Genomic DNA, 13,323 nt, shown 5'->3' with positions numbered 1-13,323 from the left:
CTATTTCGCGGCGATGACGTCGCTATACACGGCGAACTGCGCGCCGTCGAAAACAAAGGCGGCCACCTCGCGCATGCCCAGTCGTTCATGCGCACGCAGCGAGCCGATATTGTCGCGCCGGATGAACAGCACCGCCTCCGCACCCCCATGCCGCGCCCGCATGGCAGAGTACAACAGCGCCAGCAAGCCCTGCCCCCGCTCCGAGTCCGCGATGCAGACAGGGCCATACACATAGGCCTTGTCACTTCCCCGATACGCGGCCAGCATGGCCAGCACCACGGGCGCCTGCGCGGTGGCAGCTGCAGCGCTGAACAACACGCCAACGACAGGCCCGTCCGCTGCGCGCCGCGCCACAATGACGGGCGATTCGCCATCCGCCATGCTGGCCACCTTGTCGCGCGAAAACTCGCCCGTCAGGCTGCCGCCCTGCGAGGGGGAATTAGCTTGCAACAAGGTCGTGATGGCGTCGATGTCGGCGGCCTGGGCCAGGCTGATCAGATAATGGCTGCTTAAATGTAACAATCAACGCTCCTCGATTGGGTTCTTCCGTTGAGATGCTGCTGAAGCGAATATGAAAACAGCTAGTGTGCAACTGCACAGTCCGCCACCTTGCTGGCCTTGGCGGCATCGGCCACCTGTACGGCGCTGCGCTTGACATCTCCCCACAGGTAAAAGATGAGAAAAATTCCCACCAGTGGAAAAATAAAGTGCAGGACCTCGTACTTTTTTTGCGGTGCAGGACACTCTTCGCCAGCGCAGCTCTTCTTTCGCCATAGCCCCACCACGCCGTAGCGACATAAATAAATAACTGCGTTCATCGTCACTGCGAGTATCCACACTATCGAAATAATAAGGAGGCTGAATAACCATTGTCCGATATTCGGCAGAAAACTCTTCGTCAGCACGTCCGAAAAGACGAGCGACAATAACATCCCGGTGCTAATTGACACTGTATGCGAGATGCCATGTATGACAGGCACCAGCACTTTCTGCCTGAAAAAATGCCCCCACTCGGCAGTCAACAACATGGTGCATGCCGCCAGAAAAAGGACAAGATTGAACAAGGGTGCTGGAATATCCTGGTAATGCACAATGAATTTGCGCTGTAGCGATTTGGCCATGTCATTGACAGGCTGATCAATCGTAAATTGCAATCCAAACAAGATCAAGCCAGTAAACAAGCCGCTCGCGATACCAATACCCGTATGCTGTATCGCCTGCGCCAACGCTGGCGAAATCCCCTCCACATAACGTAACCCCTGATCCCACCGAATCGAACGCAAGCGCCGGTAAGCAGCGTCGGCCTTCGCCAACCAGCGCTCGAAGGGATTGCATTCATCGCACATAATGGGTCTCCTGTCCGGCATCCGATGAGGCGCACTGCCTTATCGCCCATGCCAGTACCGTGGCCGACTGGCCCGGTACAACGTCGCATCGATATCGTCGCCAAATTCCAGCACCACCGCCCCCGTCACATCCGTGCGCAGCCGGGCAATGCCCATGTCGCCATAGCGCGCATACACTTGCGGCTTCGGATGTTTGTAGCGGTTCCGGTGCCCGACCTGGAAAATCGCCAGGGCCGGATGGACGGCGTTCAGAAAGGCCGGTGTCGACGAGGTGCCGCTGCCGTGGTGCGGCGCCAGCAGCACGTCGGCGGCCAGGTCGCCATCGGCCGAGCGCGCCAGCAACTGTGCTTCCTGCGCCGCCTCGATGTCGCCGGCCAGCAAGATTGCATGCTTGCCGGCCGTGATCTTCACGGTGCAGCTGCGGGCGTTCGGTTTCAGTGAAATGTCCGTGTGGCTGGCGGGTAATGGGTGCAGCATGGCGAAGCGCACGCCTTCCCAGATCCAGTTCTGGCCCGCCACGCAATGCAGATACGGACGCCGGGCTTGCCGCCGGGCCTCGACGGCCGGGTGGCCATCGAACAGCGACGAAGCCAGCCAGCCCACTTGCACGTTCTCCAGCAGAGAGATAGCGCCGCCCGCGTGATCGAGGTCGCTGTGCGAGATGATCACGCCGTCGAGCTTGCTGATACCCCGTGCGCGCAGATACGGCACGATGACACGGCTGGCGCCGTCGGAATCGAGACTGTAGGCGGGGCCCGTGTCGTACAGCAGTCGGTGATCGTGGGTTTCCACCAGCACGGCCATGCCTTGTCCCACATCAAAGGCCGTGATCCACATCTGGCCCGGCTGCGGGCTGGACGGCAAGGCCGTCAGCAGCGGCAGCCAGCCCAGCATGCCGGCCCAGCGCTGCGGCCATCCGCGTGGCGCCAGCAGCCAGGCCGTGCCGAACAATGCCCAGCAAAAACTCCACCATGGCGGCGCGGGCGCCGTCCAGACGGCAAAGCGGCGCGCACCGAGCCAGTCCAGCACCTGCGCCAGCATCTGCACGATGGCATGCGCCAGCAGCAACAAGCCGTCGCACAAAGGCGCGGGCAGCAGGCTGCCCGCCAGGGACAAGGGCGTGACGACCAGGCTGATGACGGGTATGGCCAGCGCATTCGCCACGGGGGACACGAGCGAGACTTGCGAAAACAGCAGCATCGTCAACGGCACCAGCCCCACCGTCACCACGTATTGCGTATGCGCACCGAGCGCCACGGCCGCGCGCAGGCGGCGCCAGCGGCTGGCGTTCTCCGGCAAAGGCGCCGTGGTGCGGCCTGCCGTCGCGTACAGCATGGTGGCAACGGCGCCGAACGACAGCCAGAAACCGGGCCACAGCACGGCCCAGGGATCGAGCAGCACGACCACGCCCAGCGCCAGGCACAGGATATGGACGATGCTGGTGATGCGTCCCAGCCACAAAGCCAACGCCACCACCAGCAACATATACAAAGTGCGTTGCGCGGGCACGCCGAAGCCGGCCAGCAGCACATACACCAATGCCGCCAGCGCGCCGGCCAGCGCCGCCACTTTTTGCGCCGGCAGCAGCAAAGGCAATTGCCGCTCCGTGAAAAACGAGCGCCGCCACAGCGCGCCCGCCCCCAGGGCGAAGAGGCCCGCGATCATGGTGATGTGCAGGCCGGAAATCGAGATCAGATGACTCACACCCGTGCGGTTGAATACTTGCCAGTCCGACTGGGGAATGGCGCGCTGGTCGCCCACCACCAGCGCCACGATCACGCCAGCATACTGCTTGCCTTCCAGGCTGCGCAGTATGCGCACACGCAACACTGCGCGGCTCGCTTCCACCACATTGCCGAAACCGGGCACGAAGGCCGCCAGGCGCATGTTGGGCGTGTCGGCGCGCGGCTGCGGCCGCACATAGCCGGTGGCGCGCACGCCCTGCTCCAGCAGCCACGCCTCGTAATCGAAACCCATGGGATTCGCGTTGCCGTGCGGGCGCTGCAGGCGCACCGTCAGCCGCCAGCGCTCGCCCGGCTGCACGTCGCCCACCTCGTTCGTCACCTCATCGCGAAAGCCCGCGTACCAGGACAGGGCGATCAGGGGAGGCACCTTCGCATTGAGTGCCTTCTCCACGGCAAAATTGAAGCGCACGCCCTGCTCGAAGCGGTACGGCAAGCTGGCCACCGTGCCCGTCACGACGATGTCCTGTCCCTCGTCGGCCAGCGCCAGTTGCGGCGCCATGGCGGCCTGGGCCAGCCAGGCGGCCCAATAAAAGCCCAGCCCCACGCCGGCCGAGAGCGCAATAGCGGAACGCCAACCGGAACGCCAGCGCGCGTGTCGGCACAACAGCCACGCCATCAGCAGCGCCGCGCCAGCGATCACCGACAGCAGCGCGCCCGCGTGCGGCGGCAAGCTTGCCTGCGTCTGCAACCAGGCGGCGCCAGCGGCAAAGCCGAGTATCAGGGTGCGCATGGGAAGGCAAATCCGCTCGCTGCGAAAGGGGCTCAGTTACTGTGATCGCTTTCCACGCCTTGCCGTCTGATCTGGCGCAAAGGTGCACTGGATAAGAACGCTCATGCACTGCATCCACCACCTACGCCTTGTCCTATGCCGTACTGACCGACCTCGTGTCGGTCAGCAATAACCCCTTGGTGGTGCTCGACCTGGCCTGCGGCGAAGGTCATGCGTTCATGGACGCCGCAGCGCCGCTGCAAGCCGGCGACGGATTGATCGCCACCGGCTGGGGGCTACGCGCCGTGCGCGCACGGGCAGCCTGAACTGCCATCGGCGCCATGGCTTGCTGGCGTCAGCGGCAACAGGCTACGATAGTGGCTGCCGCAGCGCGCAGTATTCCTCCCGTCAATTGCAGGATTGCAGGCAGGCGGACCGCTCGGCGCCGCACTCGGCTTGAGCGGTACCGGCGGCGATGCAAGCCCGCCATTCGGCAGCGCAGGCGCTATAGCAGCTGGCAAAGGCTGGCGTCGCCGTTACCGCCAAACCGAGACCTGACGCAAAAAGAAATGCAGCGAGCTTTTTATTCATGGAGTTCTCCCAAAGTCGGATGGCTGATGAATCCCCGCGCGCGCCATCCTCTGGCGCAGGGCCACATACACAGGTATGTCGGGTGTCATCGCGCGCTGGTCGTACGTCAGCGCGAAATGGAAAATCCTGCGGCCTCCAACGTATCCTGGAGCACCGTCAAATCAAAGCCGTGCATATCAACGGCACGCCCCAGCCGATAGCCAGAGCGGCATCCAGAATAATGCCGTACGTCGCCGTCAATTTCAGATATTTTGAAAAGATACCAAAATATCCCTGCAAATTCTGAACCCATGATCAGCTCGCCATTATTAATTGTCAAGACAATTCAATTCATTGCGCGCCATCGGCCAATTCTTCACACAATGAAAAATACAGGCGCGATACGAATATCATCACCCTGGCTATCGATAAAAACATACTCTTTGTTACCATCGGCGCCACGGCAATTGAAATTTTAATGTTAAATTCAAAAAATTAACAAAGTTAATAAAAATACATTCATGGTAATTCCAGCCAAATAAAAATGTCGCAGGAAAAACCGATAAGCGCAAAGCACTGGATATCGGATTCCCATTTCGCGTTCAAGCAAGATGATTGGCAAGCAGGCGGCAGCGCCGCCCTCCATGGTTGCGAGGCTTATCCGCCTCAGGGAATCATCGTTTTACAGATCAGCGCTCGTGCGGCAGCGGCACCGTGCTCCGGGGGAAAATCTTTACCCTGCGCACGGTATAATCGGCCTCGCTTACTTCAACACCCAGGCACGACATGACTTCCTCCGCACTTCCTCCCGATACTTCCACCGACCTTTCCGACAGCAGCGAAGACAATAACGACGCCACCCTGGTCGCGGAACTGGGGGAGCTGGCCGAGCATATCCGCCTGGTCAAGATGGAAGGCCGCGTCTTCGTGCGCTTTTCCGGCGTGGTCAAGGCAGGCCACCTGGTGGTGCCGTATGCACTGGTGCCAAGCCAGGGCGTGCTGGCGCGGCCGGCCAAATGGCGCAAGATGGACCGCGAGACCAAGCTGGCCCTGGTGCGCGAACGGGCCAGCGCGGCCGTCTTCGAGGAACTGCGCCAGCATGTGATGGATTTCGTCGCCGATATCGCAGGCCTGAGCGAGGATGTAGACACGGACCCGATGGTCTTCCTGCACACGCTGGCCGACATGCAGACGTCGGAGCCGGCCGGCATGGTGTTCGACCGCATCCGCCAGCGCTTCCATCACGCCATCGAGCGCCAGCAGGAAGAACAGCACGCGGCGCGCACGCGCCAGAGCATCAACCTGGCCGAATACCCCGCCTCGTTCGAGATGGCGCGCCGCCTGCCGCGCCGCTTCATCGCCCTGCTCGGACCGACCAATTCCGGCAAGACGCACCGCGCCATGGAAGCGCTGGTCAAGGCAAAGAGCGGCATCTACCTGGCGCCATTGCGCCTGCTGGCCCTGGAAAATTACGAGCGCCTGCAGGAAGCCGCGCCGCACGGCAAACCGCTGGCCGTGAGCCTGATCACGGGCGAGGAGCGCAGGGTCGTCGACGGCGCCACGCACGTGGCAAGCACGGTGGAAATGCTGGACACGAAAACCGTCGTCGAAGTGGCCGTCATCGATGAGATCCAGATGCTGGCCGACCCGGACCGGGGCGCCGCGTGGACGGCGGCCGTCTGCGGCGCGCCGGCCCACACCGTCTACCTGGTGGGGGCGCCCGAAGCGCGGCGCGCCATCGAGGCGCTGGCCGAACGCCTGGACTGCCCGCTGGAAGTGCACGTCCTGAAACGCATGGCGCCCCTGTCGATGGAGCCGACGGCCGTGCGCAAGGTGCGCAACCTGCGCCGCGGCGACGCCGTCATCGCCTTTTCGCGCCGCGAAGTGCTGATGTGGCGCGACATGATCACGGAAACGGGATTATCGGTGGCCACCGTCTACGGCAACCTGTCGCCCGAAGTGCGGCGTGCGCAGGCGCAGCGCTTCCGCGACGGCACGGCCGATATCGTCGTCGGCACGGATGCGCTGGCGATGGGCCTGAACATGCCGATCGCGCGCATCGTCATGACCACCTGCGTCAAATACAATGGCCGTGAAGAGGAAGAGATTTCGGCCGCGCTGGCGCGCCAGATCGCCGGACGCGCGGGCCGCTATGGCGTGCATGAAGAGGGACTCGTGGCCGGCTACGACAACGAGACGCATGAAGTGATGCGCGCGCTGCTGAAGGAAAAGCTGCACCCGCTGAACACCAGCGGCTTTGCCGTGGCGCCCTCGCTCGAACATCTGCACCGGATTTCGTCGGTGACGGGAGAGCTGTCGCTCAGTAAACTGCTGCGCCGCTTCATCCACAATATCGACGTGCCGGACGGCTTCTTCTTCCCGCGCATCACGGAAGACCAGAAGGAGCGCGCCGTTTGGCTCGACACCCTGCCCCTGTCCGTGGCCGACAAATTTACTTTGTCGCTGGTGCCGATATCGAGCAAGGTGCCGTCCCTGCAGACGGCGTGGGAGCACTGGGCGAAGAATCTGTCGCAGGGAAAAACGAGCACCTTGCGCCAGCACGCGTACGGCGGCGGCACGCAGAATCTGCAGCAGGTGGAAGACACTTGCCGCTACTATTCCGCGTATGCCTGGCTCAGCTACCGCCTGCCCGAATTCTTCCCCGATATCGCGGTGGCGCAACACCTGTCGCGCGATGCGTCCGAGCGCGTCGATTCCATCCTGCGCGCGCACAATGCGGCCTCGCGCGGACGGTCGAAGAAGTTCAAATAAGCGTCACCTGACGGGCCAGAACCAGACCTCGCCGCAATCCCAGTAGCATTCGCTGCCGCAGACCTTCACGCCGATGGAGGGCAGCAGGATGTCGATATGCCCGCCCGCGCCGCCCAGGTAGCCGGGAATGCGGAAGAAGGCGACGACGCCCTGGCGCTGGCCGATGCCTTCCATGGCATCATCCCCGGTAAATTTTTCGGGCGCGCCAAACATCGAGGGGCTGGCCAGCATGTGCGACAGCTTGGCCTGCCCCGGTTCGATCAGCGCGCCCTTGAATGCCCCCTTGCGTATCGCCATGCGACCCTTGACCTGGACCCCGGCCTTGATCAGGGCCAGGCTGACGCGGATGGCGCAGGTGTTGGCAAAGCTGTCCTTGCCGATCAAGTCTTCCCAGCCGATTTCGCGGAACAGGGCCGCCTGATCGACGGCCGCCACGCTGGAGTAATTTTCACGCAGCTTGATGAATGCAGGTTTCACGTCAGCCTCCCGTCATCCCTGGTCGACAGGGAACATCAGGCCGATTGTAGGAGGATGCGGCGGCTCCGCACTGAGCGAGATCAAGCGTAAACCGACCGCACCCGTAATGCCAACAATGACGTCGGATTACGCGCGGCATAGCCACGCCAATCCGACCTACTTGAGCATGTAGGTCGGCTTAGGCCAAAGGCCGTAAGCCGACGACACCCGTAACGCCAGCGAGGACGTCGGATGAAGGCCGCTTACGGCTTGCCCGCCTCGTAGTGCAGCTTGAGCACCAGCCCGTTATGGTCATCGGCCATATAGATGTCGCCATCCTGGCCCTGCTTGACGTCGACGGGCGCGCCCCTGCCCTGCTTGCCCTTGCGCTCCCAGTTGCTGATCAATTCAACGGACTTGCCCAGCGGCGCGCCGGCCTTGTCGGGCAGCAGGGCCACCAGGCGGTGGCCGTTGCTGCGGTAGCCGTGGTAGCCGATGATCAGGCTGTTCTTGTACAGCGCCGGGAAGCGGCTGGCCGTATAAAAGGTCATGCCCAGCGGTGCGGCATGGCCGGGCAGCAGGCGCTCGGGCGCCGCAAATTGGGCGTCGCAAGCCGTCTTCGGATATTCGGGACTGGCGACATTGTCGTCGTAGCAGTACGGCCAGCCGTAGTGCCGGTCGGACTTGATCAGATTCAGTTCCTCATGCGGCAGATTCTCGTCGCTTTTGAGTTGCGGCATGGCGGCCTGGATGGCGTCGCGCGCGTTTTCCGCCTGCCACAGTTCGCCCGTCGCCGGGTGGAAGGCCAGCGCCATCGAATTGCGCAAGCCGCGCGCATGCGTGCGCCAGCTCGTCACCGTGCCGGCCGGCCATGCCATCGTGTATTCGCGGATGGCGCCCAGCGCTTCCGGGCCTTCCGCCGAAGGACAGGCCTTGGCCGGATCGGGCGCCTTGCCATCGTTCTCGCAATGGTCGGTGCTCGATCCCACGTTCACATACAGGTCGCCCTTGGGGCTGAAACGCATGTTCGTCAGCAGGTGCAAACCGAGGCCCGGCAGGCGCGGCGTCTTGGCCGTGCCGCCGATCACGTCGGTGATGGCGCGGGCGGGATCGCGCAGGTCGAAGCGGAAGATGCGTCCCACCTCGCCCACGTAGACCAGGCCGTCCGGCCCCTGCACGATGCCGTTCGGGCGATCAAGCTTGTCGAGCAGCAGCTTGCGTTCATAGCCGCCACCGGCCGCCTTGCGCTGCAGCAGCCACAATTTGCCCTGTTTCGGCGCCCATCCCGTCATGTCCGTGACGAGGATGTCGCCATTCGTCAGCGGCAGCACGCCGCGGGGGAACTTCAGGCCGTCGGCCAGCACGGCCACGCAAAAGCCGGCCGGCGTGGTGACGTCGAGGCGCGGCATGCCGTCGCACTGGGCGCCGGCAGCCGCCATGGCGGGCGCAAACGCGCTGGAAAGGCAAGCCGCCAGGGCGCCCGCAAGCATTTTCTTGTTCATGGTCTCATTCCATCAAGGGTAATCGAGGCAGTACGGCACGCGCGTTGGCGCTGGTTTGCGCCGCCACGTCGGCAAGTTCCAGGCCGCGCAATTCGGCCAGCACGGCGCCGATGCGGGGCAATTCTTCGGGGCTGTTGCGGCCCGGGTGGATCCAGGCGGGGGAAATGTCGGGCGCGTCCGTCTCCAGCACGATGGCGTCCAGGGGCAATTCCGTGGCCATGCGGCGTATCTGCAAGGCCCGCGTAAAGGTCATGGCGCCGCCGAAACCGAGCTTGAAACCGAAGTCGATATAGCCCTGCGCCTGCTGGAAGCTGCCGTTGAACGCATGGGCGATGCCGCCATTCGGGCGGATCTGGCGCGCGTGCTTGAGGACGATGTCCTGCGAGCGGCGCACGTGGGCCAGCACGGGCAGGTCGAAGTCGCGGGCGATCTTCAGCTGCTCGCGCAGGAAGTGCTCCTGCTTGATGCGCATGGCCGGTTCGCACAGCATCGGAATGAAGAAATCGAGGCCGATCTCGCCGATGGCGACAAAGCGCGCATCGTTCATGGCCAGCGCCACGGCTTCGCGCAGTGCGATCAAGTCGTCGTCGGTGGCGTGCGGCACGTAGATCGGGTGGATACCGAGCGCATAGCAGGCGTTGGGCGCCGCTGCCGCCAGGTCGCGCACGATGGCGAAATTGGCCCGTTCGACGGCGGGAACGACGATCATCGCCACGCCCTGCGCGGCCGCGCGCGCCGCCACCTGCAGCGATTCGCTGCCGAATTCATGCGCGTCGAGGTGGCAATGCGTGTCGATCCACAGCATGGCGAAGCTCCTTAATATTGGTACGGCTGCAGCCCTTCGTCCGTCAGGCGCAGCACGCGGTCGCAGCGTTTGGCCAGCTCGATATCGTGCGTGACGATGACGAAGGCCGTGCCCAGGGTGCGCGACAGTTCCAGCATCAGGTCGAAAATCTGTTCGGCCGTGGCGTGATCGAGGTTGCCCGTCGGTTCATCGGCCAGCACGCAGGCAGGCTGCGTGACGAGGGCGCGGGCCAGGGCCACGCGCTGGCGCTCGCCGCCCGACAATTCGCCCGGCGTGTGCGTGACTCTCTTGGCCAGGTTCACGCGCGTCAAAATCTGCTGCGCCAGCTCGGTGGCCGGGGCGCGCTTCATGCGCCGTATCATCAGCGGCATGGCGACGTTGTCGAGCGCGGAAAACTCGGGCAGCAGGTGGTGAAACTGGTAGACGAAGCCCAGCGAGGCGTTGCGCAAGTCGCCGCGCGCCTTTTCGCTGAGGGTGGCGAAATCCTTGCCCAGCAGGGTCACCTTGCCGCTGGTGGGCGTATCGAGCCCGCCCAGCAGGTGCAGCAGGGTCGATTTGCCCGAGCCGGAGGCGCCGACGATGGCGACGCGCTCGCCGCGATGCACGTCGATATCGATGCCGGCCAGCACCTGCACCTTGTAGCTGCCCTGAGTAAAAGTCTTGCCCAGGCCACGGCAGCTAAGGACGGCGGAATCGGCGGTGGCGCCGTTGGAGGCAGGTTTGTTCAGATCGGTCATGGTCGTAGTCAGTGGTTTATTCATAGCGCAGGGCTTCCGCAGGTTTGACGCGGGCAGCCCACCAGCTTGGGTACAGGGTCGCCAAAAAGGCGAGGATCACGGCCAGCACGCCGATCTTGGTGACGTCGGGCCAGCGCAGGTCGGACGGCACGGTGCTGATGAAATAGATGTCCTTGGAGAGGAACTGTACGCCCAGCAAATGCTCGATGAAGGGCACGATGACGTCGATGTTCATCGCCACCAGCACGCCGCCGCCCACGCCCAGGATCGTGCCCAGGATGCCCACCAGCGCGCCCTGGATCATGAAGATCTTCATGATGGAACGGGGCGAGGCGCCCAGCGTCCTCAAAATCGCGATATCGGCCTGCTTGTCCGTCACCGTCATCACCAGGGTCGAGACGAGGTTGAAGGCGGCCACGGCGATGATCAAGGTCAGGATGATGAACATCATGCGTTTTTCCGTCTGCACGGCGGCAAACCAGTTGGCGTTCAGCTTGGACCAGTCGCGCAGCCACAGGTCGCCCGGCATGGTTTTCTTCAGTTCCGCCGCCACTTGCGGCGCCTGGTTCATGTCGGCCAGGCGCAAACGCAGGCCGGACGGGCCGTCGAGGCGCAGCAGGCGCTGGCCGTCTTCGATATTGATGAAGGCCAGACCGGCGTCGAATTCATTGTGGCCCGCCTGGAAGATGCCGCTGACGGTAAAGCTGCGCATGCGCGGCAGCACGCCGGCCGGCGTGACCTGGCCCTGCGCCAGCATCAAGGTGACTTTTTCGCCGAGGTTGACGCGCAAGGCGCGCGCCAGCTCGATGCCCAGCACGATATTGAAGGTGCCCGGCTGCAGCGCCTTGAAGCTGCCCATGCGCGTCTGGCCGGCCACGTCCGAGACGTTGGGCTCTTCCTCGGGCAGCACGCCGCGCACGATGGCGGGGCGCAGCGCATCGTCGCGCAGCAGCATGCCCTGCGTTTCCACGAATGGCGCGGCGCCCTTCACGGCCGGATTCTTGAAGGCCTGCGCCGCTTCCGCGCGCCAGTCGGGCATGCTGCCGCTGTTGTCGAACACTTCCACGTGGGCCAGCACGGACAGCATGCGGTCCGTCACTTCCTTCTGGAAGCCGTTCATCACGGAAAGCACGACGATCAGCGCCGCCACGCCCAGGCCGATGCCGGCCATGGAAATGAGCGAGATGAAGGAAATAAAACTGTTGCGGCCACTGCGCTTGCCGGCCCGCGTGTAACGCAGGCCGACCAGCCATTCGAAGGGAAGATTTTTTAACATGCTCATTAATTCGTTAATTCTTATGTATGCAACATATCATCGCGTTAGCCCGTGCAACGAAGGGCTGGGGTCAGACCCGGCGGGTCTGACCCCGGTTTTACAAGCCGCTTATTCGTAGCGCAGCGCCTCGGCCGGCTTGACACGCGCGGCGCGCCAGCTCGGGTAGATGGTGGCCACCAGCGCCAGGCCAAAGGCGATCAGGCCGATCTGCGCCACGTCCAGCCAATGCACGTCCGACGGCACGGCGCTGATCTGGTAGATTTCCTTGGAAATGAAGTGCAGGCCGAAGATGCCTTCGATGAAGGGCACGATGACGCCCACGTTCAGCGCCAGCACGACGCCGCCGATCACGCCCAAAGCACTCCCCAGCAAGCCCACCAGCGCGCCCTGGATCATGAATATCTTCATGATGGAAAACGGCGAGGCGCCCAGCGTGCGCAAAATCGCGATGTCGGCCTGCTTGTCGGTGACCGACATCACCAGGGTCGAGACGAGGTTGAACGCGGCCACGGCGATGATCATGCTGAGGATAATGAACATCATGTTCTTCTGGCTTTGCACCAGCGCATACCAGCTGGCACTGGCGCGCGACCAGTCGCGCATCCACAGCTGGCCCGGCATCGAGGCTTTCAGTTCGCGCGCCACCTGGGGCGCCTTGTTCATGTCGTGCAGGCGCAGGCGCAGGCCGGACGGGCCGTCGAGCTGCAGCAGCTGCTCCGCGTCCTGCATGTTCACAAACGCCAGGCTGCCGTCAAGTTCATTATGGCCCGCCTCGAAGATGCCGGCCACCTTGAGCGCGCGCATCCGCGGCATGACGATGCCGTTGGCCGGATCGCCCGCCCGTGGCTCGCGCTCGAGCATCAGGGTGACGTTCTGCCCCACTTTCACGCCCAGCGCCTTGGCCAGGTCGATGCCCAGCACGATGTTGTAGGAACCGGGAGTCAGCGCATCGAAACTGCCCTGCTTCATCTGGGCGGCCACGCTGGAGACGGTGGCTTCCTGCTGCGGCAGCACGCCGCGCACGACGGACGGGCGCATGGTTTCGTCATTGAGCAGCATGCCCTGGGTTTCCACGAACGGCGACACGGCTTTCACTTGCGGGTTGGCGTAGGCGGCGCGCTCCTGCGCCTGCCAGTTGGGCATGGAACCGCTCGTGTCGAAGACCTCGACGTGGGCCAGCACCGACATCAGCCGGTCGGTGACTTCCTTCTGGAAGCCGTTCATGACGGAGAGGACGACGATCAGGGCGGCCACGCCCAGGCCGATGCCGGCCACGGAAATGAGGGAGATGAAGGAAATGAAGCTGTTGCGGCCACTGCGTTTCCCGGCGCGCGTATAGCGCACGCCGACCTGCCACTCGAAAGGAAATTGTTTGATGATGCTCATGCGCTCCCGCGACAACGAT

The 13,323-nt window shown here is 63.5% G+C and carries 13 protein-coding genes; 2 read left to right on the top strand and 11 right to left on the bottom strand.

All coding sequences use genetic code 11. The features are described from left to right. From OX462_RS11750 to OX462_RS11740, 3 genes are read right to left on the bottom strand one after another with little or no spacing between them, the layout of a single operon-like run. Entirely contained in the window at positions 1–522 is a 522-nt protein-coding gene (locus tag OX462_RS11750; RefSeq protein WP_409028469.1) for a GNAT family N-acetyltransferase, read from the bottom strand. Between the two features lie 59 nt (positions 523–581). Then, positions 582–1,346, bottom strand: a complete 765-nt coding sequence (locus tag OX462_RS11745) for a hypothetical protein (RefSeq protein ID WP_121669792.1) — start codon at positions 1,344–1,346, stop codon at positions 582–584. 39 nt (positions 1,347–1,385) lie between these two features. Next, positions 1,386–3,821, bottom strand: a complete 2,436-nt coding sequence (locus OX462_RS11740) for a DNA internalization-related competence protein ComEC/Rec2 (RefSeq protein WP_409028468.1) — start codon at positions 3,819–3,821, stop codon at positions 1,386–1,388. A 128-nt stretch (positions 3,822–3,949) separates the two neighbouring features. Between OX462_RS11740 and OX462_RS11735 the strand changes: the two genes are divergently transcribed. Then, a complete protein-coding gene (locus OX462_RS11735) occupies positions 3,950–4,126 on the top strand; it encodes a hypothetical protein (protein WP_175445239.1) in 177 nt (58 codons plus the stop codon). A gap of 82 nt (positions 4,127–4,208) precedes the next feature. On the opposite strand, the gene OX462_RS11730 is transcribed toward OX462_RS11735, so the two are convergent. Both OX462_RS11730 and OX462_RS11725 read right to left on the bottom strand, forming a co-directional pair. Beyond that, the gene (locus tag OX462_RS11730) at positions 4,209–4,391 is read right to left on the bottom strand and encodes a hypothetical protein (RefSeq protein ID WP_141749921.1); all 183 of its coding nucleotides are present in this window, start codon (positions 4,389–4,391) and stop codon (positions 4,209–4,211) included. Positions 4,392–4,497: 106 nt separating this feature from the next. Beyond that, complete coding sequence (locus OX462_RS11725; RefSeq protein ID WP_409028467.1) at positions 4,498–4,710, bottom strand: hypothetical protein; 213 nt, start codon at positions 4,708–4,710, stop codon at positions 4,498–4,500. Between the two features lie 446 nt (positions 4,711–5,156). On the opposite strand from OX462_RS11725, the gene OX462_RS11720 reads away from it, so the two are divergent. Beyond that, complete coding sequence (locus tag OX462_RS11720; protein ID WP_409028466.1) at positions 5,157–7,142, top strand: helicase-related protein; 1,986 nt, start codon at positions 5,157–5,159, stop codon at positions 7,140–7,142. A 3-nt stretch (positions 7,143–7,145) separates the two neighbouring features. Here the strand turns inward: OX462_RS11720 and OX462_RS11715 are convergent, their stop codons facing one another. The 6 genes from OX462_RS11715 to OX462_RS11690 all read right to left on the bottom strand — a co-directional run bounded on the left by OX462_RS11715 (position 7,146) and on the right by OX462_RS11690 (position 13,304). Next, complete coding sequence (locus OX462_RS11715) at positions 7,146–7,619, bottom strand: T6SS effector amidase Tae4 family protein (protein ID WP_070220009.1); 474 nt, start codon at positions 7,617–7,619, stop codon at positions 7,146–7,148. Positions 7,620–7,861: 242 nt separating this feature from the next. Further along, a complete protein-coding gene (locus tag OX462_RS11710; RefSeq protein WP_409028465.1) occupies positions 7,862–9,100 on the bottom strand; it encodes a PQQ-dependent sugar dehydrogenase in 1,239 nt (412 codons plus the stop codon). Positions 9,101–9,104: 4 nt separating this feature from the next. After that, positions 9,105–9,902: a TatD family hydrolase gene (locus OX462_RS11705; RefSeq protein ID WP_409028744.1), complete on the bottom strand. Its 798-nt coding sequence runs from the start codon at positions 9,900–9,902 to the stop codon at positions 9,105–9,107. Between the two features lie 14 nt (positions 9,903–9,916). After that, positions 9,917–10,642, bottom strand: a complete 726-nt coding sequence (gene lolD / locus OX462_RS11700; RefSeq protein WP_230539519.1) for a lipoprotein-releasing ABC transporter ATP-binding protein LolD — start codon at positions 10,640–10,642, stop codon at positions 9,917–9,919. A gap of 16 nt (positions 10,643–10,658) precedes the next feature. Continuing rightward, complete coding sequence (locus OX462_RS11695; protein ID WP_046682975.1) at positions 10,659–11,924, bottom strand: lipoprotein-releasing ABC transporter permease subunit; 1,266 nt, start codon at positions 11,922–11,924, stop codon at positions 10,659–10,661. 102 nt (positions 11,925–12,026) lie between these two features. Next, positions 12,027–13,304, bottom strand: a complete 1,278-nt coding sequence (locus tag OX462_RS11690; protein ID WP_409028464.1) for a lipoprotein-releasing ABC transporter permease subunit — start codon at positions 13,302–13,304, stop codon at positions 12,027–12,029. Positions 13,305–13,323 lie beyond the last annotated feature (19 nt).

The sequence above is a fragment of the Janthinobacterium aestuarii genome (assembly GCF_046113285.1).
Classification (GTDB): Bacteria; Pseudomonadota; Gammaproteobacteria; order Burkholderiales; family Burkholderiaceae_D; genus Janthinobacterium.
Note: the sequence above shows the minus strand (reverse complement) of the source record. Positions and strands in the feature narration are given on the sequence as shown.

Coding starts and splice junctions, on each gene's coding strand:
- OX462_RS11730 (WP_141749921.1), bottom strand. CDS start 4,391: ATGAATAAAAAGCTCGCTGCATTTCTTTTTGCGTCAGGTCTCGGTTTG.
- OX462_RS11690 (WP_409028464.1), bottom strand. CDS start 13,304: ATGAGCATCATCAAACAATTTCCTTTCGAGTGGCAGGTCGGCGTGCGC.
- OX462_RS11745 (WP_121669792.1), bottom strand. CDS start 1,346: ATGTGCGATGAATGCAATCCCTTCGAGCGCTGGTTGGCGAAGGCCGAC.
- OX462_RS11740 (WP_409028468.1), bottom strand. CDS start 3,821: ATGCGCACCCTGATACTCGGCTTTGCCGCTGGCGCCGCCTGGTTGCAG.
- lolD (WP_230539519.1), bottom strand. CDS start 10,642: ATGACCGATCTGAACAAACCTGCCTCCAACGGCGCCACCGCCGATTCC.
- OX462_RS11720 (WP_409028466.1), top strand. CDS start 5,157: ATGACTTCCTCCGCACTTCCTCCCGATACTTCCACCGACCTTTCCGAC.
- OX462_RS11710 (WP_409028465.1), bottom strand. CDS start 9,100: ATGAACAAGAAAATGCTTGCGGGCGCCCTGGCGGCTTGCCTTTCCAGC.
- OX462_RS11695 (WP_046682975.1), bottom strand. CDS start 11,924: ATGAGCATGTTAAAAAATCTTCCCTTCGAATGGCTGGTCGGCCTGCGT.